We start from the raw sequence: 20,190 nt of genomic DNA, 5'->3' as shown, positions 1-20,190 counted from the left end.
GGGCGTGGAGTGGTCTCAGCGGTCGGTTTTCCACGGGCGTACCGTCGAGACATGGCCACACGCGATCACCTGCGCCACGACATGGCGATCCGACTTCTGACCGTCTCGCACGTCGACCAGCTGACGCCGTCGATGGTGCGGGTCACGCTCATCGGCGACGCGCTCGAGGACTTCTCGGCGCCCGGCCCGACGGATCACGTCAAAGTGTTCTTCCCCGATCCGACCACCGGAACCCTGACCATCCCCGAGCTGCGCGCCGACGGCCTGCACCGTCCGACCAACGGCGTGATCATCTCCCGCGACTACACGCCTCGCCAGTTCCGTCCGGCCCCGTTCGGCGCAGCAGAGCTCGACATCGACTTCGTGCTGCACGCACCGGATGCCGCACGCGGCAACCCCACGGATCCCGCGGGCGGTGGCCCCGCCTCCGCATGGGCTGCCGCGGCGCATCCCGGGGACGAGATCGCCGTCGCCGGCCCGCGCGGCTCGCGAATGGCACCGCGGGACGTCGCGGAAGCCGTGCTGATCGCCGACGAGACCGCCCTGCCGGCGTTCACCCGGTGGCTCGACCTGCTGCCGGCGTCCACCCGCATCACCGCACTTCTCGACGTCGCCGACGAGGAGGTGGAGCCGTACCTCAGCGCGGAGCAGCTGAAGCGGGCATCCGTGGAGTGGCTGTACCGCGAGGATGGCCCCGGCCAGCTCGACGAGGCGGTGCGATCGCTGGACCTCGGACCGGATGCTTACGTGTGGGCGGCGAGCGAGGCATCCACTCTCGTGCCGGTACGGCGGTACCTCAAGCACGATGCCGGGCTGCACCCCGACCAGCTCGACGTGCAGGGCTATTGGAAGCGCGGCATCGTCAACCGCGACCACCACGAGCCGATCGACCCGTCGGACCCGGACTGACGGACTTCAGCCGCACACGCGCGGCCCGATTCGCCCGGAATCCGATCCATCGGGATTGACGATGCATTCGGTCGGCGCGACGCTGATCGCGTGACACAGGACGAGCCATCCAGGCGGGATGCCGACGGCAACCTGCAGAGCTTCGACGAGCGCTTCGAGCGGATGACGGCCTGGCAGCAGCGCTCGCATCCGGAGCAGAGTCGCGCCGAGGTCGAACAGGCGACGCGCGCATACATGTCCACGATGCCGGCCTGGAAGAACGACCCGCACCTGGTGTGAGCCGGGCCGTGGACGAGAAGCCGAGCCAGCCACTTCGTAGCCGCAGTCACCGCCACCGGTGGTCCATGATCGTGGCGCGTGGCCCGCGCCGCTCCTGCCTGCGGCCCGACGCGAGGATCAGCCGCACCACGCGCTGCCGCTGTCCGGCCCACGGGTGCAGCAGTTCGAGCATCCCGTCGTCGTCGGTCTTCGAGCCCGTCAGCGCGTAGCCGACGATGGACGCCAGATGGTAGTCGCCGACACTGATCTGGTCGGGGTCGCCGTGCGATCGTTGCAGCGTCTCGGCGGCCGTCCACACTCCGACGCCGGGGATGGTGCGCAGCTTGGCTGCGGCATCCGCCCCGGTGTCGTCGATGGTTCGCTCCAGGGCTTCCGCGACGCGGCACGCGAGCACCGCGGTTCGCGATCGCGTCGGGTCGACGCCGAGCCTGTGCCACTCCCATGACGGGACGTGCCGCAGCGTGTGCGCCGACGGGCACACGCGCAGCTCGCGGGGCGCCACGCCCTCGGCCACGCCCGGCGCGACCTCGCCGAACCAGCGCACGAGCCGCGCCCACTCCCGATACGCCTCGAGGCTCGTGACCTTCTGCTCGATGATCGCGGGCACGAGCGCCTCGATCACGCGGCGAGTGCGCGCCAGCCGCATCCCCGGGTGGCGCCGCCGCACCTCTACCAGAAACGGATGCCTGCCCACGTCGAGCGCGTCCCAGTCGTCGCCGGAGCCCAGCAGCTCAGGCACGCCCGCGATCGCCCACTCGGATCCCGGTCCCCAGGAGGCCGCATCCACTCCGTCGTGCCGCTGCACCAGACGCAATGTGGCCGGCCCGTGCGGGGTGCGGAACGTGCGCCACACGCCTGCGTCATCCCAGATCGTCGTCTGGTCGTAGGTGCCGCGGCCGAGGATGCCGAGCGTGCCGCGCAGGTCGATCGGCTGGGCAGGCCGGTACTCGCAGCGCAGTGGAACCGCGTCGATCGCCGAACCGCCCGCGATTGCCGCACGAGGGCGGGCATCCTTCGGTGGATCGACGATCGTGGTCACGCGTCTCAGGCTACGTGTCCGTGCCGACACAGCCTTGCCGACGCGGCCTTACCAAGGCAGCTCGCCCTGCCTCCCCTGGAACGTGCACGTCGGACCGTCCGCGCCGATCAAGGCCATGCGCACGATCGGCTCAGCGCCCTCCTCCACGGTCTGCTCACCGCGAAAACCGTTGAGATCCGTCGCCGTGTAGCCGGGATCGACGGCGTTGACCTTCACGTTCGGGAGCACCTTGCCCAGCTGCACCGTGTACATGGTGACGGCGGCCTTCGACATGGAGTACGCGATGGTCGGGTACGAGTAGTGCGGATTGTCGGGATCGGTGATCAGCCCGAACGAGCCGAGCCCGCTCGCGACGTTGACGATCACCGGATGCTCCGACTCGGCAAGCAGCGGAAGGAACGCGTGCGTGACCCGCACCATCCCCACCGCATTCGTCTGCAGCACGTGGTCGACGTCGTCGCCGGTGAGGTCTCGCGGCTGCACGAATCCGCCCGGTATGCCCGCGTTGTTGACGAGCACATCCAACCGGCCACCCTCCGCCTTGATGCGCGCGGCCGCTGCCTCAACGGATGCGTCGTCCATTACGTCCAGCTGCACGAACCGTGCCCCGAGCTCCTCGGCGGCGGCACGGCCGGCAGCCCCGTCCCTCGCGCTGATGTAGACGTCGTGTCCCGCCGCCAGCAGCCGCCGCGCCGTCTCGCGGCCCAGTCCCTTGTTCGATCCCGTGATCAATGTCGTTGTCATGACCCCAGGCTCGCCTCGCGACCTCACGCCGGCCAGGCCCGCTGCGACGGTAGGAATGGCGGTACCACTCGCACGAACGGAAACGCGAACACAATGGAGGGATGACCGACACCGGCCGCCGACACGAGCTCGCCACCGCACTCCGCGCGTGGCGTGACCGCGTGACGCCTTCCGCGGCCGGGCTTCCCGCCGGCGGCGAGCGCCGAGTGCCCGGTCTGCGACGAGAGGAACTCGCTGCCCTCGCCGGCGTCTCCGTCGACTACCTCGTGCGGCTGGAGCAGGGGCGCGCCGAGAATCCGTCTCCCCAGGTCGTGGAATCGCTGGCGAGAGCACTGCGGCTGCGCGACGAGGAACGCGACGCCCTGTACCTGCTCGCCGGCTCGGCCGCACCGAGCGCAGGGATCGTTCCGCGAACGGTGACCCCGGGGATCCAGCGCATGCTCGACCGCCTCGCCGACACCCCGGTCTGCGTCTTCACCGCGGCCTGGGATCCGCTGCTCTGGAACGAGTTGTGGACTGCCCTCCAGGGCGACCCCAGTGCGAGGCCCGTGCGCGAGCGGAACGTGGCGTGGCGGCACTTCGTCGCAGGCGACTCTCGAACGCGACACGATCCGGAATCGGCGTCGGAGTTCGAACGCGAGATGGTCTCCGACCTGCACCGCGCGGTGCTGCAGTACCCGCGGGACGATCTGCTGGCCACCCTCGTGCGCGACCTTGTCGACCGAAGCGACCGCTTCGCCACGCTCTGGGAGCGATACGAGCTGGTTCCCCGCGCGGCGAGCCGCAAGACGGTGGAGCATCCGGTGGTCGGGCCGATCACGCTCGACTGCGACGTGCTGCACGTTCCTGCGGTCGACCTTCGTGTGATCCTCTACACCGCCGAGCCGGGATCGGAGGATGCCGCGCGACTCGACCTGCTGCGCGTGGCGGGCATCCAGAGCTTCGCGACCGTGGAGTGACTCACTCCCACACGCTCGGCGCCGCATCGCGGGTCGAGGGCAGCCGCACGTCGTCTCCCCAGCGCACCAGCCACTCGGGCAGCTCGAGCGCCGCGGGTGCGGGCCCCACGGCGTCCAGCATCTCCTCGATCCCGACGGTGCCGCCTGCGCGCTTCAGGAACCTCGCCTTGATGAACGCCTCTGCGTAGATCTCGCCGTCCACCACCGCCCGGTGCTGCACGTATGCGGCCTTGTCGTCGAAGCCGATGATGCGCGACTCCACCTCGAACCGCTGCCACAGCTGCAGGGACTTGCGGAACGTGATCGTCTCAGATGCCACCACCGGGTACCAGCCACGATCGGCGAAGATCTGCCACACCCCGTTGCGTCGCAGCATGTCGAAGCGTCCGATGTCGAAGATCGACAGGTACACGCCGTTGTTCATGTGCTTGAGGATGTCCAGATCCGTCGGCAGCACCCGGAATCTGGTGTGCGCCACGTCGTAGTGGCCGATCCGCTTGCCGAAGCGGGAGATCCAGGCGTGCAGGATCGTGCGCAGGAGCATGTGCATGCCGACACGTTATGCGCGCCGCGTGACGTGCGCCCACTCGCGTGTCTGCATCCGACAACAAGCAGGCGCCGAGTGCCGCCGTATCCCGGAGAGAGCTACGAGAGGTGACGCTCCGGCACCCCGTCGTACTGCGACAGCGGACGGATCAGCGAGTTCGACGTGAGCTGCTCGATCACGTGCGCCGTCCATCCGGTGACGCGAGACGCCGCGAAGATCGGCGTGAACGTCTCGGTGTCGAAGCCCATGAGGCTGTAGGCCGGGCCACTCGTGTAGTCCACGTTGGGCTTGATGCCCTTGCGGGCATCCATCGCCGCCTCGAGCGTCTCGTACAGGTCGAGCACCTCGGGCCGGTCGTAGTACTCGACGAGCTTGTCGAGTGACGCCTTCATCGTCGGCACGCGCGAGTCACCGTTCTTATACACGCGGTGGCCGAAGCCCATGATCTTGCGCTTCTTCGCCAGGGCGTCGTCGAGCCAGGCCTCGGCCTTGTCGGCCGATCCGATCTCGCCGAATGCCACCATGACCGCCTCGTTGGCGCCGCCGTGCAACGGTCCCTTGAGAGCGCCGATCGCTCCGGTGATCGCGCTGTACACGTCGGACAGAGTCGAGGCGATGACGCGCGCCGTGAACGTGGACGCGTTGAAGGAGTGCTCCGCGTAGAGGATGAGCGAGACGCGGAAGGCGTCGACGACCACCGGATCGGGCACCTCGCCGAAGGTCATGTAGAGGAAGTTGCTCGAATAGTCGAGCTCGTCGTGCGGCTCGACGAGCGGCAGGCCGCGGCGACGACGCTGGTCGTACGCGACGATGGCCGGCAGCTGCGCCATGAGCCGCAGCGCCTTCGGGTAGACCGCATCGAACGGGTCGTCGAGCTGGCCGAACGCGCCGTCCGGGTCGTCGGCGCCCACAACGCTGACGGCCGTGCGCAGCACATCCATGGGGTGAGCGGATGTCGGAATGTCGTCGATCGCACGCCTCACGTTCGGCGCGAGGGCGCGTTGCGCGCGCTCCTGCGCCTCGAACGCCTCCAGGTCGTCGTCACCCGGCAGCTCGCCGTGCCAGAGCAGGTACGCCACCTCTTCGAACGAGCACTTCGCGGCGAGTTCCTGCACCGGATATCCCCGGTAGAGAAGGGAGTTCGTGGCCGGGTTGACGCTCGAGATGGCCGTCGTGTCGACGACGACGCCGGCAAGACCCTTGTGGATCTCGGGGGTTTCCTCGCTCATGGTGCTCCTTCGCTCCGGTTCAGTCTGTCATCCGACGCGGGTGTCAGAACAACCCGCGGGGGCTGTCGACCGAGGCGAGCAGGCCGTGGCGTGCGGTGAAACTCAGCCCCGGCAGTTCCTCGGGGGTGAGCTCGGGGAGCCGCTGTGCGACATCCAGGAACCGGTCGATCTCGGATGCCTCCAACGCGTCGGCCGCGAGCGTGCGGAACTTGTTCACGTAGTCGTCGCGACCGAACGGGCGCGCGCCCTGCGGGTGGGCATCCGCCACCGCGATCTCCTCGACGATCTGCGAGCCGTCGGTGAAGCGGATCTCGACGCGCCCGCCGAACGCCTGCTGCTTCGGGTCGAGTGAGTGGTAGCGGCGCGTCCACTCCTCGTCTTCCTGCGTGGAGACCTTGCGCCACAACGCCACGGTGTCCGCGCGGTTCGCGCGCTCTGGTGCGTACGAGGCGACGTGATCCCACGCGCCGTCCTGCAATGCCACCGTGAAGATGTACGGAATGGAGTGGTCGAGCGTCTCCCGCGACGCGTTCGGGTCGTACTTCTGCGGGTCGTTCGCGCCCGACCCGATTACGAAGTGCGTGTGGTGCGAGGTGTGCAGCACGATCGACTCGACGCGCTCGGGGTCGTCGAAGATGATCGGGTAGTCGTTGTGCAGCTTGCGGGCCAGATCGATCCAGGCCTGCGCCTGGTACTCGGCAGAGTGCTCCTTCGTGAACGAGTCGAGGATGGCGCTCTTCTGCTCGCCGAGATCGGGCAGCGTCACCTCGTAGACGGCGTCCGGTCCGTCGAGCAGCCAGGCGATCACGCCGTCCTCGCCCTCGTAGATCGGCGTCGGACTGGTCTCGCCGCGCATGGCCCGGTCGACGGATTCGATGGCCATCTTGCCGGCGAACGCGGGAGCGAACGCCTTCCAGCTGGAGATCTCGCCCTTGCGCGACTGCCGTGTCGCCGTCGTCGTGTGCAGCGCCTGGCCGATGGCCTGGAAGATCGTCTCGGCGTCGAGGCCCAGCAGCGTTCCGATCCCTGCCGCAGCCGACGGTCCGAGGTGGGCGACGTGGTCGATCTTGTGGGCGTGCAGGCTGATGGCCCGAGCCAGATCGATCTGGATCTCGTACCCTGTCGCGATACCACGCACGACGTCGTTGCCGGTCAGGCCGCGCTCGGTGGCCAGGTGCTGTGCCACGGCGACGACGGGCGGGATGTTGTCGCCCGGGTGCGAGTACTCGGCCGCGAGGAACGTGTCGTGGAAGTCGAGCTCGCGCACGGCCACGCCGTTCGCCCAGGCCGCCCACTCGACGCTGACGCGGCGGGCGGCATCCGTTCCGAACACGCTCGAGCCGCTGCCGCCCACCGACACCGGATGCGCCAGCGCCTGCGCGCGCGCCGCGGCGACCGGATGCCTGAGCAACGACGCCGCCGCGACCGCCGCGTTGTCGATCACCCTGTTCACGACCATCTCGGTCACCTCGGGCGTCACCTCGACGGGGTCGGCGGCCACCTGGGCGATCTTGTAGGCGAGCTGCTCATCGCGCGGCAGGTTCTCGTCGCTGCGATGCGTGCGTACGTGCGTGGTGTTCACAGGATCGAACCTACCTGGCACCGGTGCGGCACGGCATCCGCATGTCCCCCATTCGGGTGTGTTCTCAGGCAGCGACAAGCGGGCCGGCTGCGCCGTAATCTTGCTGGATGCCCTCCATCGCCACTCTGGGCGCCTTCGCGCTGACCGCGTTCGTCATCATCGTGATCCCCGGTCCGAGCGTTCTGTTCGCGATCGGACGCTCGCTCGCGCTCGGGCGGCGCGCAGGCTTCCTGAGCGTGCTCGGCAACTCGCTCGGGATCATCCCCCTCGTGGCAGCTGTCGCACTCGGGCTCGGTTTCATCGTGGCGCAGTCCGTCGTCTTGTTCACGGTGATCAAACTCGTCGGCGCGCTCTACATCATGTACCTCGGCGTGCAGGCGATCCGCCACCGCAAAGACGGCGCGCTCACCGCCGTTGCAGACGGCCCGAAGCGATCCGCCATGCGGATGCTCGGACAGGGCTTCTTCGTCGGCATCAGCAACCCGAAACTGCTCGTGTTCTTCGTGGCCGTGCTGCCCCAGTTCGTGAACTTTCACGCCGGAGCTGTGCCGCTGCAGATGCTCATGCTGGGCGTGGTGTTCTTCGTCATCGCGGTGCTTTCCGACAGCACCTGGGTGGTTCTGGCAGCGCTCGCCCGCGGCTGGTTCGCCAAGTCGCCGAAGAACTCGGAGCGGCTCTCCGCCACCGGCGGCGTCATGCTGATCGGCCTCGGCGGCGTACTCGCGCTGACCGGGAACAAGAGCTGACCCGCGAGACCGACCCTCGGCAAGGCCACGGTCAAGGTCGAGGCCGCGCCGCTACACGTCGTCGCCGTACGACGCGGTCGGCACCATCACGGCGCGCCCCAGCGTGTGGAAGTGCAGGTTGAACCCGAGCACCGCGGGGGTCGACTCCGGGTCGAGGTCGAGGTGGTCGACATCCACCGCGTGAACGACCACGTAGTAGCGGTGCACGCCCGTGCCCTCCGGAGGCTCCGCGCCGGTGAACCCCACCTGCCGCAGCTCGTTCTTCAACTGCACGGCACCCTGTGGAAGCGGACCGCCGCTGCCTGCACCGCGTTCCAACGAGGCCGTCGATGGCGGGATGTTGTAGACCGCCCAGTGCCAGAATCCGGAGCCGGTCGGGGCATCCGGATCGTGAATCGTCACCGCGAAGCTCTTCGTGCCCGCCGGGAATCCGCTCCACGACAGTTGCGGCGACGTGTTGCCTCCGCTGGCGCGGAACTGGACGGCGATCGGATGCCCGTCAGCGACATCCTCGCTCGTCACGGTGAACGACGGAACGGCTCCGAACCGCTCGTAGGGGTCTTCAGCCACTGCTACCTCCTGCAATCGACATCCGCTATCGGCAAACTACGCCGCGGGGCGCGCTTCAGCTGCGGGAGCCTACCGTCTGCGGACGCTTCGTGAAGGCACGGCGCAGCCGCGCCGGCAGGGAGCCGATCGCCCAGCCGGTCACGCGGAGCATGGCCTCGACGACGATGCCGCCCGACATCTTCGAGCTGCCGCGTTCGCGCTCCGGGAACGTGATCGGCACCTCTTTGATGCGAAGCCCTGCCACCTGGGCATGCCAGAGCATGTCGATCTGGAAGCAATAGCCCTGGCTGAGCACCGCGTCGAGGTCGATCCGTTCGAGGGCATCGGCGGTGAAGACGCGGTATCCACCGGTCATGTCGCGCACCGGAACGCCGAGCGCGAAGCGGGCGTACGCGCTTCCACACCGCGAGATCGCCTTCCGGTAGAACGGCCATCCGACAACGCCGCCGCCCGGCACCCAGCGAGAGCCTACGATCACGTCGGCCGTGCTGAGCGCGGCGAGCATGGGAGGCAGGTCTTCCGGGCGATGCGACCCGTCGGCATCCATCTCCACAACGACGTCGTGTCCGCGTTCCAGCGCCCAGCGCATGCCGGCACGGTAGGCGGCACCGAGGCCCTCCTTGCCCGCGCGGTGCAGCACCCGCACGGCGATGTCGCCGGCGGCGAGCTCGTCGGCGATGTCCCCGGTGCCGTCGGGCGACGCGTCGTCGACGATCAGCACGGTTGCGTTCGGCACCGAGCTTCTGACGCGACCCACGATCCACGCGATGTTCTGCGCTTCGTTGTAGGTCGGGATGATGACGACCACGTTCACGACACTGATCCTCTCGTAAAAAGGTAGACGACGTCGCTGTGCACCCGATAGCTGTGCACAACGGAGAACCCGAGGGAGTCGAGGGCGGAGACCCGCTGATGCATGCCCACCGTGTCGGCATCCCCCGTCTTGCCGCGGTATTCGACGAGCCAGACCCGGCCGTTTCCGGAGGCGATGCGGGAGCCGACCTGCGGGATGCTGTACGTCTTGTCCCACAGCGAGTCGCGGTTCTCGTAAGGAACCGCGAGCGTGACATCCACCACGTTCGCGAACTGCTGCGGGTAGAGATGCATCGCCAGGCGCGGCCGGTGGGCTGCGGGGGCGTCCTCGTCGAAGACGACGTCGTCCCCTGCCTTGGAATGCCGGTGGATGATCGCGGCGACGCCGTCCCAGTCGCTTCCGCTGCCCGTGGCGGAAGGCGTGCGCTGCCCGAAATACGCGGGTGCGGCGATCGCCGCGATGAGCGCGACCCCCGCGAACGATGCGGCTGCTGCCAGCCGCGTGCGTGGAGCCGATAGCGCGCCGGGCTGCCGCGCCCGATGCTGCACGATCCAGCGGGCTGTGCCATCGATCGCGACGGCCAGCAGCACGGCCAGCACCGGCGCGGTGAACGACAGCGCCCGGGCCTCGTACACGCGCACGAACGGGTTCACCGCGAGTATCGCCGCCATCGGGAGCACCAGCCAGGCGACCGCGAACAGCAGCAGGCGCGCGCGGTCGGTGCGAAGCATCCGGCGCACTTCCGACGTGCAGCGACGGCGCCAGACGACGAGGCCGGCCACGGCGAGCGCGACCAGAGTGCCGAGAGCGACGACCGCGAGGGCTGGGCTGCGCCCGAACCAGGGCGCGACCACCAGCGTGGCGAGGTCGATCTGCGCCGGACCATCGACCGTGGCGGTGTGACCGTGCTGGAGGATCGCGGCGTAGGCCAGCGGCGAGACGAGCACGGCGCCGGTGGCGGTGGCGAGCATCCATCGCACCATCACCGAGCGCAGCACGGCGACGTCCGCCGTAGCTGCTGAGCCGGGGCGTGCGATCGCCGCGAATGTCGCACGCACGCGCCCCCGGGCATCCCACAGCAGCACCGCCGCGAACGGGAGCGCGAGCAACGAGAGATAGAGGTAGGCGTAGCTGCACGCCGCGTACGCAATGGCGAAACAGGCCCATGGCAGGACGCCGGTTGATCTGCGCGTCACGAGCCGCAGGAACAGCACCGAGAGCCACACGGCGAAGGCCGTGCCGAGCGCGTACCACCGCACTTCGGATCCGGTCGCCGTGGTACCGGGCAGCACCGCGAAGATCAGTGCGGAGAGGATGCCCAGACGCAGCCCGCCGTACCGCCCGACCAGCACCACGATGCCGGCGGCGGCGAGCCCGACGGCGATCGCGCTCGGCAGCCTCGTGGCGAATGCGGATGCCCCGAAGAAGTCGATCCAGGCGTGCAGTAGCGAGTAGTACGCGCCGTGCGCCGCATCCGCTCGCACCAGCTCGCCGAGAAGCGTGGCGCCCGGGCGCTCGGCCGACAGGATGCTGACGGCCTCATCGCTCCGGAACGACGGCGCCCACGATCCGAGCAGCGAGATGGCGAGTGCGACGAGACCGACGACGGCGGCGGCAAGGGGTGCACGGTAGGACATCCGCACGACCCGCGCCGCCCTAGCGCTCCGGGCAGCATACGGTGCCGACAGGATGTGATTCACGTTCGTGCTCGTCACCGCACCTCCCCGGCCACTGGTCTCCGACCGGCGCGCCCGATCAGGCATCTGACCAGGGAACAGGCCTGCGCTGGGCATCGCCCCGGCTGGGCGTCGACCGCACGTGAACTTCTTCACAGGGGTGTGCCACCTGTGTGCTGCTTCAGGGCTCGCCGCGCGCGCTGGAGCTGAAAGCGAAGGCCCGGTGGGCCTTCGCCGTGACGCCAGCGCCGAGACAGCTGCGCTGGCTCGGTTCGTGGTGAACGCCAACGGCTTATGCCTCGGCGACCACCTGCGGCACCGGGCCGCCCGTCACGCGATGCCCCCACCCGGCGACCACGAGCACGATGACCGCCGACACCAGCAGCCCGATGGCGGGCTCGACGTGCACGGCGGCTGCCCCGACGACGGCGCCCAGCCCGATCAGCACGACCGCTCCGGCGCGACGCGCCCACGGCTGGCCTTTGCCGCCGCCGAACACCGAATCCGCCGCGAGCCCGGCCAGCGTCGACGTCACGACGACCGTCGTCACGTCCTTCACCGCGATGTGCCGCGCGGTGGCGGCCTGCCCGCCCATCGCAAGGCCGAGCATCCCGGTCACCGTCCACTGCAGCCCCTCTTGCGGATGCCTGCCCGTCACGAACAGCACCACCGCGGCCGCCAGCAGCAGCACTCCGACCCCGGTGAAGACGATCGTGGAGAGCCGCGTCCAGCCGGCATCCACTCGGCGCAGCACGCGCCCGCCGATCGCCGCGCCGGCCATGAAGCACACCAGCGCGATGACCGGGCCGATGATCGGCAGATTGTCCGCGCCGAGCAGGGCCATGCCGAGGATGACCACGTTGCCGGTCATGTTGCCGGTGAACACGTGGTCGAGGCCGAGGTAGCCGACGGCGTCCACGACGCCGGTGGAGAAGGTGAGCGCGAGCATCAGTCCGAGGTGCGTGCGTTCATGCAGTCCCCATTGCCTGGTCATGCCGTACTCCGTCCTGCTCCGCTGGTCCGAACGATCATCACACGCCCGAGGGTGCGCGTTCCTACGCCCGGGGGCGCGTGAACGCGCCGACCGCGCGTGTACGAGAGGATGGGTCGGGTGAGCATCCCCCTCTCCGGAACCCCCATCGACCTCGCCCATGGCGACTACCGAGCATCCATCGCGAGCATCGGCGCCTCGCTGCGCTCCCTGACGCACGGCGGCCGCGACCTCATCGTGCCGTTCGACGTGGACGAGCTGCGGCCCGCCTTCCGAGGCGCAACCCTGGTGCCCTGGCCGAACCGCATCGTCGACGGCCGGTACACATTCGAGGGCGTTCAGCAGCAGGTGCCGCTGACCGAGCCGGAGCGCGGCAACGCGCTGCACGGCCTCGCCGCCTGGCTCGACTACGACGTTCGCGACCGCGGCGACGACTTCGTGGAGCTGGCCGCAACCGTCCAGGCGCAGCAGGGCTACCCGCACCGGCTCGACGTGACCGTGCTGTTCCGCCTCGGTGACGACGGCCTGTACTCCGCAGTGACCGCCCGCAACACCGGAACGGATGCCGCACCCTTCGGCACCGCGCCACATCCCTACCTTGTCGCGGGCGCCGGGCACGTCGACGACTGGACGCTCACCCTTCCCGCCGACCGGGTGCTCACCGTCACACCGGACCGGCTCGCGCCGGTCGCACTCGCCGACGTCAGCGGCGATGTCGAAGGCACCGATCGGACCGGCGCTTTCGACTTCCGTTCCGCACGACGCATCGGCGATGTGTTCATCGACCACGCGTTCACCGGGCTGTCTCGGGATGCGGATGGTGTGGCATCCGTGCGGCTCACCGCCCCGGACGGGCACGGCGTCGCGATGCGCTGGAACGCGGCGTGCCCGTGGGTGCAGATCCACACCGCAGACCAGCCCGACACCGCACGCAGCCGCCTCGGGCTCGCGGTGGAACCGATGACCTGCCCGCCGGACGCCTTCAATTCCGGCACCGATCTCATCGTGCTGCAGCCAGGTGAGTCGACGACCGCGGGGTGGACGATCGCCGCGATCTGACGCCGCTCAAGCGGCGGAGTGCGGGTGCCGCTTCGCCCAGCGGCGTTCGATCTTGAGGTAGCGGATGCGCCTGGTCCAGGCGCTCGACCGCTCCGACGAGAGCGCCAGCAGTACGAGGATGTCGAGCGGAAGCCCCAGCAGATTCGCGCGCAGGTTGACCTGTGCCCCGCCGCCCACGAAGTCGATCGCGGCGGCGATGACCGCGATCGCACTGAGCGTCATCGACAGGATGCGGGCCCAGTTGCTCCCTCGGAAGATCAGTGTGATCAAGGCGAACTGCACGAGCAGGCCGAAGATCGTGACACCGATCGAGATGCCGGCGATCACGAGTGTCAGGTTGCGCGAGACGTCATCGGGTACGCCTTCGACATCCACGGTCAGCGCCCGCACGTACGCCGTCCAGTTCGTCGCCGTGGTCACTACGAAGAGCACGCCAACGAGCGCCCTCAGCGCTAGGAGCGCGCAGCCCAAAGCGATCGAAACCGGACGCTTGTCGGCCGCCGCCTCGACGACATCCGTTTCGTTCTCGAACTCAGGGCGCGATTGGATGCTCCGCAGATCGACCACGGGCAGGTTGCCGTCGGTGATGATCGAGTCGCCTCCGCCGTTGCGTGCGTGGTACCCGGTGGAAAAGTCGCGGATCGCGCCGACGTGCACCGAGGCATCCGCCTTACCCACGGATCCGACCACGTAGTCGCGCTCGATGTCGGTGTTCGCGTCGATCTTATGGGTCACCTGCAGCGTGAACAGCGAGAGCCCGACTCGGCGGTCGAACGTGGCGGCACCGAGCCAGTCCGCACGTTCGCCGCCCGGCAGCCGCCAGTCGTCCGGGCACTTCCAGAACCGTACGTGGTGACGCTTCGACGGGTTGCCCAGCACCTCTTGCTGGTAGGCGAGATCCTGCTGCCTGCCGAACAAGAGCAGCGGGCTCACCGGCGCCTCGTCGTAGCTGCGACGCAGCAGCGTCGACGTCACGATGCGCCAGCTCGAGCGCGCCGTGACGGGGTCGGCGCGCGTCCAGCCGGCGGCCGCCATCGCCGTCTCCAGCTGTGCCTGCGAGCCGAGCAGCGCGAGGTTGATCGGGTCGCCGAGCAGCCCGTCGCTGGTGCGGGCCCGACCGATGAAGTAGTTCGGCACGTAGATGCGGGTCAGGATGCTGTGCAATCGCGGCAGCACCAGGTACGCCAGCAGCGCCCAGAACAGCACGAAGAAGAGGATCAGCCACCAGCCCCAGCCGAAGCTCTCGGATGCCAGCAGCCACGCCAGCCAGATTGCCGCAAGCGTGGCGATCAGGAAGTACCCGTAATCGATCGCGCGCGCGAGGCGCAGCGTGAAGTTGCGAGCCGGGCGCTTCTTCGGCTCCTGCTCGCCGCCTGGCGCGCGTCCAGCAGAGCCTGGCAGCATCGCGGTGTCCGGCGCAGGGGGATCGCCGACGCTGACCTGATCGGGGGCAGAGACTGCCGCGGGCGCCGCGTCGCGCGCAGCGGCCGTCCCGTCAGCGGTTCCCCCTACCGGCATGGCCCCATGCTAAGGGCGGTCACTCTCGTGGAGAAGGGCGCGCACCCTCGCGCCGACGTACGCGCACCCTCGGGAGGACGAACGCGCACCCTCGCGGGAAGGGGTCCGGGAATGCGGTTGCTCAACCGTTATCGGATCGTGTCTGACGAAACGTACCGGCGTCGAACAAAACCGGGCATGATCGCGTCAGCCGCATTCAGAAGTTGAACGCGGCGGTCCCGAAGACGAGTCTCATCAAAGGAGAAAGAGACGTGAAGAAATCTGCACTGATTTCTGTCGCCGTTCTCGCCAGCGCGTCAGCACTTCTGCTGGCAGGCTGTTCGAGCGGAAGCGGCGGCAACAGCACCAGCGCGAGCGGCAAGACACGGGCCTGCGTGATCCTTCCCGACGCCGTGTCGTCCCCGCGTTGGGAGAACGGCGACCGGCCCGCCCTGCAGAAGGCGATCACGGACGCCGGCTTCCAAGCCGACATCCAGAACGCCCAGGGCGACACGGGCAAGTACGCCACCATCGCTGATCAGCAGCTCAACAAGGGCTGCGGCGTGATGCTGCTCGTCGACTACAACGGCGCGGGCGTCACCGTGGCCAAGAAGGCGAAGGCGCAGGGCATCCCTGTCATCGCATACGACCGCCCGATCAAGGGCGCCGACTACTACGTGTCGTTCGACAACGTGAAGGTGGGCGAGCTCCAGGGTCAGTCGATCGTCGACGCGCTCAAGGCCGAGGGTAAAGACCCGGCGAGCGCCAAGGTGGTCTACATGGGCGGCGACCCGACAGACGGCAACGCGAAGATGTTCCACGACGGGGCAGTCAAGATCATGTCTGCAGCGGGCATCAAGCCGGCCGCCGAGCCGCCGGGGATCTGGGACGCCGACAAGTCGGCCACCAACTTCGAGCAGGCGCTGACATCGCTCGGCGGCAAGGTCGACGCGGTCTGGGTCGCCAACGACACGAACGCGTCGGGCGTCATCTCGGTGCTGGACAAGAACGGTCTGACCGTCCCCGTCACCGGACAGGATGCCTCCACCGCCGGCCTGCAGAACATCCTGCTCGGCAAGCAGACCTCCACGGTCTACAAGCCGTATCAGGACGAGGCGAAGGCGGCGTCCGACCTGGCGATCACCCTTCTGAAGGGCAAGAAGCCGACCGGCATCACGCAGAAGGTGGACGGGGTTCCGTTCATCGCCGAGACGCCCCAGCTGATCACCGCGAAGAACATTCAGAAGGTCATCGACGACGGCAACGCTAAGGCGAGCGACATCTGCACCAGTACGGTGGCGGCGGCCTGCACGAAGTACGGCGTGCACTAAGCGCGTCTCCTGACGCAGGGGGCTTCGCAAAGGGACCGATCGGTCCGCCGCGAAGCCCCCTGCGGTCATGCAGAGCGAGCCTGAATGCTCGCGATCGTCATCCGAATGAAAGGAACCCGACATGGATGAGCCGCTCATCTCGCTGACGGGAGTCACGAAGAGCTTCGGCCCCGTCGACGTGCTGCGGGGCGTCGACCTGAAGGCCTACCCCGGCAAGGTGACCGCCTTGGTCGGCGACAACGGCGCAGGCAAATCGACGCTGATCAAGGGCCTGGCCGGTGTGCAGCCCTACGACGGGGGCGAGGTGCGCTTCGACGGCGAGGTGGTCAACCTGCACAACCCGCGCGAGGCATCCAGGCTCGGCATCGAGGTCGTGTATCAGGACCTCGCCCTGGCCGACAACCTCGACATCGTGCAGAACATGTTCCTCGGCCGCGAGGAGACCAAGTGGGGAACGTTCGACGAGGGCCGAATGGAGCTGGAGACCAGCCGCGCGCTGCGCCAGCTCTCGGTGCGCACCGTGAAGTCCGTGCGGCAGAAGGTGTCATCGCTCTCCGGCGGCCAGCGCCAGACCGTGGCGATCGCCCGGTCCGTGATCAACCGTTCCCGGCTGGTCATCCTCGACGAGCCGACCGCGGCGCTCGGTGTCGCCCAGACTGAGCAGGTGCTCGGTCTCGTGAAGCGCCTGGCCGAGCAGAACGTGGCCGTCATCATCATCAGCCACAACCTGGCGGATGTCTTCCAGGTCGCCGACTACATCAGTGTGCTCTACCTGGGCCGCATGGTGGCATCCGTGACGACATCCGACACCACGTACGACGACGTCGTGGGTTACATCACTGGAAGCAAGACGTATTCGGGAGAGCCGGCATGAGCACTGAAGCGCGCGAAGCGGAGACCTCGGAGGCGCTGCCCGACCCGATGGTCGGGGACATGATCGGCAGCGGGGTCGAGGGCGGCATCGGGGACCAGGTGCGTGCGTACTTCCAGCGCCTGCGCGGCGGCGAGATGGGAGCGCTTCCGGCCATCGGCGGCCTGGTCGTGCTCGGCATCCTGTTCGCCGTCCTGAGCCCGTACTTTCTCACCGAGCGCAACTTCGCCAACCTGCTGACGCAGTCGGCCACCCTCGTCATGCTCGGCATGGCGCTGGTGTTCGTCATCCTGCTCGGCGAGATCGACCTCTCCGCAGGCGTCACCGGCGGTGTGGCCATGTGCGCGTTCATCGTGCTGGTCGACGTGTTGAAGTGGAACACCTGGCTCGCGCTGGGCGTCGGCTTCGCCATCGGGTTGGCCACCGGTGGCTTCATCGGGTTCTTCGTGGCGAGGGTGGGCATCCCGTCGTTCGTGGTCACGTTGGGCCTGTTCCTCGGGTTCCAGGGCCTCGAGCTGATCATCATCGGCAACGGCGGGCTGTACAACGTGCAGGACCCGGCCATCCTCGCGATCATGAACAACAACCTGCCCATCTGGGGCGGCTGGGTCATGCTCGCGATCATGGTGCTCATCTCGATGAGTGTCTCGTTCTGGGATCGCGCACGTCGCCGTCGCGCGGGCGTTCCCAACCGGGCCGTCGTCCTGGTGTGGATCAAAGTGGTCGCCGTCGCCGTCGTCGGCGGCGTCGTGGTGGGCCTGCTCAGCCAGAACCGCGGCACCGGGTTCGTCAAGGTCGAGGGCGTGCCCATCGTCGTGCCGATCACGCTTGCCATTCTGTGGGTCGGCACGTTCGTGCTCGACCGCACCAAGTACGGCCGCTACCTCTATGCCGTCGGCGGCAACGCAGAAGCGGCGAGGCGCTCCGGGGTGAAGGTGATCACGATCCGCTGGGTGGCGTTCGTGATCTGTTCCTTCCTCGCCGTGGTCTCGCAGCTGTTCAGCATCTCGAAGGTCGGCTCGGTGGACCCGTCCGCGGGCGTCTCCATCGTTCTGAGCGGTGTGGCCGCCGCAGTGGTGGGCGGCGTCAGCCTGTTCGGCGGGCGCGGACGCCTGATGCACGCTGCGATCGGCGCCGTCGTGATCGCGATCATCACGAACGGGCTGGGCCTGCTGAATCTGCCTGCCGGCGTGAACTATGCCGTGACCGGTGGCGTGCTCATCCTCGCGGCGACGGTGGATGCCGTCTCTCGCGTGCGCGCCGGCGGCAGCCTATTCCGCAGGTGAGACGTCGTGGGCGGCGAGATTCTCCGTCGCCGCCCACGACGCCAGCAGCTTCAGCGCCTGCTCGGTCTCGCTGCCCGGCACAGCGGGGTACACGGTAAGCGTGAGCCCGGTGTCTTCGTCGAGCTCGGTCTGCACGAACGTGAGCTCGAGCGGTCCGACGACCGGATGCCTGAAATGCTTCGTTCCGGTGTAGTGACGGTGCACGTTGTGCGCCGCCCACCGCGTGCGGAAGTCGTCGCTGCGCATCGAGAGTTCGCCGATCAGCTCGGCGAGGCTCTTGTCGTGCGGGAACCGCCCTGCTTGGCGTCGCAGGATGGCCACGTTCGTGTTCGCTGCACGCTCCCAGTCCGCGTAGAAGTCGCGGGCGCGGGGATCGAGGAAGATGAACCGCGAGTAGTTCGCGGGCCGTGAGCTGCCGCGGAACATCTCGCTGTACATGGCGTAGCCGAGCAGGTTGGCCGCCAGCACATCCTCTCTGTTGTTGCTCACGAAGGCGGGCGCGCCGGTGATCGCGTCGAGCAGGAATTGCAGCGGCGGCTGTACCTGGCTGATGGGGGGCTTCGGCTTCGGGCGTGACGGGGCTGCCGCTCGCGCCAGGTCGTAGAGGTGGTCGTGCTCGGCACGGTCTAGCTGCAACGCGCCGGCGATGGCGTCGAGAACGCTGTCGGACACGCCGGAGAGGTCGCCGCGCTCCAGTCGCGTGTAGTAGTCGACGCTCACCCCGGCGAGACGGGCTACCTCGTCACGCCGGAGCCCCTTGACCCGACGCCGGGTTCCGACGGCGTCGATCCCGGCCAGCTCCGGGGTGATCCGTGCGCGACGGGAGACGAGGAACTCGCGCACCTCGACTCTGTTGTCCATGATGCCCACGGTAAGCCTCTCCTTCGATTTCAGACCTGCTCGATTCAGGCCCGCGCGGCCTGCCGCGGCCGCCGGGGGCCGGTTCGGCGGCGCGGGCTTGAATCGTGCACGAGACCCCGCTCAGGCGAAGGTGGCGGCGTCGATGACGAAGCGGTAGCGGACATCCGATTTCAGCACCCGATCCCACGCCTCGTTGATGTAGCTGGCGTCGATGAGCTCGGTATCGGGCACGATGCCGTGCTCCGCGCAGAAGTCGAGCATCTCCTGCGTCTCCCGGATGCCGCCGATGCTGGATCCGGCGAACGAGCGGCGGTTGCGGAACAGGGTGAACACGGTCACCGGCAGCGGCTGCGGCGGGGCGCCGACGTTGACCATCGTGCCGTCCAGGCGCAGCAGTGAAAGGTAGGCGTCGAGGTCGAGCGGAGCGGAGACGGTATTGACGATGAGGTCGAACTCGTCCTTCAGGCTTGCGAATGTGCCGGGGTCTTCCGTCGCGAAGTAGTGGTCGGCTCCCAGGCGCAGGCCGTCATCCTTCTTCGACAGCGACCGGGAGAGCACCGTCACCTCTGCACGCATCGCGTGCGCGAGCTTGACGGCCATGTGGCCGAGCCCGCCCATGCCGACCACCGCGACCTTCTTGCCCGGTCCGGCGTTCCAGTGGCGCAGCGGCGAATAGGTCGTGATGCCCGCGCAGAGCAGCGGAGCGGCGGCGGCGAAGTCGAGGGACTCCGGCACGCGCAGCACGAAGTCCTCGTCGACGACGACGTGCGTCGAGTACCCGCCCTGGGTGATCGTTCCGTCGGCGTCGACGGCGCCGTACGTTCCGGTCATCCCCTTCAGGCAGTACTGTTCGTCACCGGCGAGGCAGTTCTCGCACTCGCGACAGGAGCCCACCATGCAGCCCACGCCGACGCGGTCCCCGACGGCGTGCTTGGTGACATCCGCCCCCACTTCGGAGACGATGCCCACGATCTCATGGCCGACCACGAGCGGATGCTGGACGGGCCCCCAGTCCTCGCGCACGGTGTGGATGTCGGAGTGGCAGATGCCGGCGAACTTGATCTCGATCAGCACGTCTTTGGGCCCGACGTCGCGGCGGGTGATGGTGACGGGCTCCAGCGGAGCGTCGACGGTGGGTGCGGCGTACGCGTTGACGGTGAGCACTGATTCTCCTTGATGGGTTGGTGGATGCGGGTCGCG

Annotated in this window: 20 protein-coding genes; 8 read left to right on the top strand and 12 right to left on the bottom strand. The window is 68.4% G+C overall.

Annotation, left to right across the window (positions count from 1 at the left end):
* The first annotated feature begins 51 nt into the window (after nt 1–51).
* Both ACYVII_RS12375 and ACYVII_RS12370 read left to right on the top strand, forming a co-directional pair.
* Complete coding sequence (locus ACYVII_RS12375) at nt 52–909, top strand: siderophore-interacting protein (protein ID WP_460535423.1); 858 nt, start codon at nt 52–54, stop codon at nt 907–909.
* 90 nt (nt 910–999) lie between these two features.
* Nucleotides 1,000–1,188, top strand: a complete 189-nt coding sequence (locus tag ACYVII_RS12370; protein WP_460535421.1) for a hypothetical protein — start codon at nt 1,000–1,002, stop codon at nt 1,186–1,188.
* 46 nt (nt 1,189–1,234) lie between these two features.
* Here ACYVII_RS12370 and ACYVII_RS12365 read toward each other — a convergent pair whose 3' ends face one another.
* Both ACYVII_RS12365 and ACYVII_RS12360 read right to left on the bottom strand, forming a co-directional pair.
* Complete coding sequence (locus ACYVII_RS12365) at nt 1,235–2,227, bottom strand: DNA-3-methyladenine glycosylase family protein (RefSeq protein WP_460535418.1); 993 nt, start codon at nt 2,225–2,227, stop codon at nt 1,235–1,237.
* Nucleotides 2,228–2,275: 48 nt separating this feature from the next.
* The gene (locus ACYVII_RS12360; RefSeq protein ID WP_460535416.1) at nt 2,276–2,971 is read right to left on the bottom strand and encodes a Rossmann-fold NAD(P)-binding domain-containing protein; all 696 of its coding nucleotides are present in this window, start codon (nt 2,969–2,971) and stop codon (nt 2,276–2,278) included.
* 101 nt (nt 2,972–3,072) lie between these two features.
* On the opposite strand from ACYVII_RS12360, the gene ACYVII_RS12355 reads away from it, so the two are divergent.
* The gene (locus ACYVII_RS12355) at nt 3,073–3,930 is read left to right on the top strand and encodes a helix-turn-helix domain-containing protein (RefSeq protein WP_460535414.1); all 858 of its coding nucleotides are present in this window, start codon (nt 3,073–3,075) and stop codon (nt 3,928–3,930) included.
* Between the two features lies 1 nt (nt 3,931).
* Here ACYVII_RS12355 and ACYVII_RS12350 read toward each other — a convergent pair whose 3' ends face one another.
* The 3 genes from ACYVII_RS12350 to ACYVII_RS12340 form a co-directional block, all read right to left on the bottom strand.
* Nucleotides 3,932–4,480: an acyl-CoA thioesterase gene (locus ACYVII_RS12350; RefSeq protein WP_460535412.1), complete on the bottom strand. Its 549-nt coding sequence runs from the start codon at nt 4,478–4,480 to the stop codon at nt 3,932–3,934.
* 95 nt (nt 4,481–4,575) lie between these two features.
* Nucleotides 4,576–5,706 (bottom strand): citrate synthase/methylcitrate synthase, encoded by a 1,131-nt coding sequence (locus ACYVII_RS12345; protein ID WP_460535409.1) that lies wholly within the window; start codon nt 5,704–5,706, stop codon nt 4,576–4,578.
* Nucleotides 5,707–5,749: 43 nt separating this feature from the next.
* Nucleotides 5,750–7,288 carry an MmgE/PrpD family protein gene (locus tag ACYVII_RS12340; RefSeq protein WP_460535407.1) on the bottom strand — a complete coding sequence of 513 codons (1,539 nt, stop codon included), beginning with the start codon at nt 7,286–7,288 and terminating at the stop codon, nt 5,750–5,752.
* 107 nt (nt 7,289–7,395) lie between these two features.
* On the opposite strand from ACYVII_RS12340, the gene ACYVII_RS12335 reads away from it, so the two are divergent.
* On the top strand, nt 7,396–8,034 hold the full coding sequence (locus ACYVII_RS12335) for a LysE family translocator (protein ID WP_460535405.1): 639 nt from the start codon (nt 7,396–7,398) through the stop codon (nt 8,032–8,034).
* A 51-nt stretch (nt 8,035–8,085) separates the two neighbouring features.
* On the opposite strand, the gene ACYVII_RS12330 is transcribed toward ACYVII_RS12335, so the two are convergent.
* The 4 genes from ACYVII_RS12330 to ACYVII_RS12315 form a co-directional block, all read right to left on the bottom strand.
* Nucleotides 8,086–8,604: a YbhB/YbcL family Raf kinase inhibitor-like protein gene (locus tag ACYVII_RS12330; protein ID WP_460535403.1), complete on the bottom strand. Its 519-nt coding sequence runs from the start codon at nt 8,602–8,604 to the stop codon at nt 8,086–8,088.
* A 55-nt stretch (nt 8,605–8,659) separates the two neighbouring features.
* Nucleotides 8,660–9,418 carry a polyprenol monophosphomannose synthase gene (locus ACYVII_RS12325; RefSeq protein ID WP_460535401.1) on the bottom strand — a complete coding sequence of 253 codons (759 nt, stop codon included), beginning with the start codon at nt 9,416–9,418 and terminating at the stop codon, nt 8,660–8,662.
* Nucleotides 9,415–11,133 (bottom strand): glycosyltransferase family 39 protein, encoded by a 1,719-nt coding sequence (locus ACYVII_RS12320; RefSeq protein WP_460535399.1) that lies wholly within the window; start codon nt 11,131–11,133, stop codon nt 9,415–9,417. Before ACYVII_RS12320 ends, ACYVII_RS12325 begins: the two co-directional genes overlap by 4 nt.
* Nucleotides 11,134–11,386: 253 nt before the next feature.
* Nucleotides 11,387–12,088 (bottom strand): YoaK family protein, encoded by a 702-nt coding sequence (locus ACYVII_RS12315; protein ID WP_460535397.1) that lies wholly within the window; start codon nt 12,086–12,088, stop codon nt 11,387–11,389.
* Nucleotides 12,089–12,196: 108 nt separating this feature from the next.
* Between ACYVII_RS12315 and ACYVII_RS12310 the strand changes: the two genes are divergently transcribed.
* Nucleotides 12,197–13,144: an aldose 1-epimerase family protein gene (locus tag ACYVII_RS12310; RefSeq protein ID WP_460535395.1), complete on the top strand. Its 948-nt coding sequence runs from the start codon at nt 12,197–12,199 to the stop codon at nt 13,142–13,144.
* A gap of 6 nt (nt 13,145–13,150) precedes the next feature.
* On the opposite strand, the gene ACYVII_RS12305 is transcribed toward ACYVII_RS12310, so the two are convergent.
* Nucleotides 13,151–14,662 (bottom strand): LssY C-terminal domain-containing protein, encoded by a 1,512-nt coding sequence (locus tag ACYVII_RS12305; RefSeq protein WP_460535392.1) that lies wholly within the window; start codon nt 14,660–14,662, stop codon nt 13,151–13,153.
* Between the two features lie 251 nt (nt 14,663–14,913).
* Between ACYVII_RS12305 and ACYVII_RS12300 the strand changes: the two genes are divergently transcribed.
* From ACYVII_RS12300 to ACYVII_RS12290, 3 genes are all read left to right on the top strand, one after another.
* Nucleotides 14,914–15,972, top strand: a complete 1,059-nt coding sequence (locus tag ACYVII_RS12300) for a sugar ABC transporter substrate-binding protein (RefSeq protein ID WP_460535390.1) — start codon at nt 14,914–14,916, stop codon at nt 15,970–15,972.
* A gap of 121 nt (nt 15,973–16,093) precedes the next feature.
* Nucleotides 16,094–16,846 carry a sugar ABC transporter ATP-binding protein gene (locus ACYVII_RS12295; protein WP_460535387.1) on the top strand — a complete coding sequence of 251 codons (753 nt, stop codon included), beginning with the start codon at nt 16,094–16,096 and terminating at the stop codon, nt 16,844–16,846.
* On the top strand, nt 16,843–18,129 hold the full coding sequence (locus tag ACYVII_RS12290; RefSeq protein WP_460535384.1) for a sugar ABC transporter permease: 1,287 nt from the start codon (nt 16,843–16,845) through the stop codon (nt 18,127–18,129). Before ACYVII_RS12295 ends, ACYVII_RS12290 begins: the two co-directional genes overlap by 4 nt.
* Here ACYVII_RS12290 and ACYVII_RS12285 read toward each other — a convergent pair.
* Nucleotides 18,115–18,990 (bottom strand): helix-turn-helix transcriptional regulator, encoded by an 876-nt coding sequence (locus tag ACYVII_RS12285; RefSeq protein ID WP_460535382.1) that lies wholly within the window; start codon nt 18,988–18,990, stop codon nt 18,115–18,117. The two genes, ACYVII_RS12290 and ACYVII_RS12285, sit on opposite strands and share 15 nt — an antisense overlap.
* 120 nt (nt 18,991–19,110) lie before the next feature.
* The gene (locus tag ACYVII_RS12280) at nt 19,111–20,154 is read right to left on the bottom strand and encodes an NAD(P)-dependent alcohol dehydrogenase (protein ID WP_460535379.1); all 1,044 of its coding nucleotides are present in this window, start codon (nt 20,152–20,154) and stop codon (nt 19,111–19,113) included.
* Between the last annotated feature and the right edge of the window lie 36 nt (nt 20,155–20,190).

Source organism: Humibacter ginsengiterrae (assembly GCF_054780115.1).
This window is presented reverse-complemented; position numbering and strand designations above follow the sequence as displayed.

Excerpts from the sequence above, each read along its gene's own strand:
- ACYVII_RS12290 (WP_460535384.1), top strand. The coding sequence starts at position 16,843 with ATGAGCACTGAAGCGCGCGAAGCGGAGACCTCGGAGGCGCTGCCCGAC.
- ACYVII_RS12295 (WP_460535387.1), top strand. The coding sequence starts at position 16,094 with ATGGATGAGCCGCTCATCTCGCTGACGGGAGTCACGAAGAGCTTCGGC.
- ACYVII_RS12345 (WP_460535409.1), bottom strand. The coding sequence starts at position 5,706 with ATGAGCGAGGAAACCCCCGAGATCCACAAGGGTCTTGCCGGCGTCGTC.
- ACYVII_RS12375 (WP_460535423.1), top strand. The coding sequence starts at position 52 with ATGGCCACACGCGATCACCTGCGCCACGACATGGCGATCCGACTTCTG.
- ACYVII_RS12310 (WP_460535395.1), top strand. The coding sequence starts at position 12,197 with ATGGGTCGGGTGAGCATCCCCCTCTCCGGAACCCCCATCGACCTCGCC.
- ACYVII_RS12335 (WP_460535405.1), top strand. The coding sequence starts at position 7,396 with ATGCCCTCCATCGCCACTCTGGGCGCCTTCGCGCTGACCGCGTTCGTC.
- ACYVII_RS12355 (WP_460535414.1), top strand. The coding sequence starts at position 3,073 with ATGACCGACACCGGCCGCCGACACGAGCTCGCCACCGCACTCCGCGCG.
- ACYVII_RS12360 (WP_460535416.1), bottom strand. The coding sequence starts at position 2,971 with ATGACAACGACATTGATCACGGGATCGAACAAGGGACTGGGCCGCGAG.
- ACYVII_RS12315 (WP_460535397.1), bottom strand. The coding sequence starts at position 12,088 with ATGACCAGGCAATGGGGACTGCATGAACGCACGCACCTCGGACTGATG.
- ACYVII_RS12285 (WP_460535382.1), bottom strand. The coding sequence starts at position 18,990 with ATGGACAACAGAGTCGAGGTGCGCGAGTTCCTCGTCTCCCGTCGCGCA.
- ACYVII_RS12350 (WP_460535412.1), bottom strand. The coding sequence starts at position 4,480 with ATGCACATGCTCCTGCGCACGATCCTGCACGCCTGGATCTCCCGCTTC.
- ACYVII_RS12305 (WP_460535392.1), bottom strand. The coding sequence starts at position 14,662 with ATGCCGGTAGGGGGAACCGCTGACGGGACGGCCGCTGCGCGCGACGCG.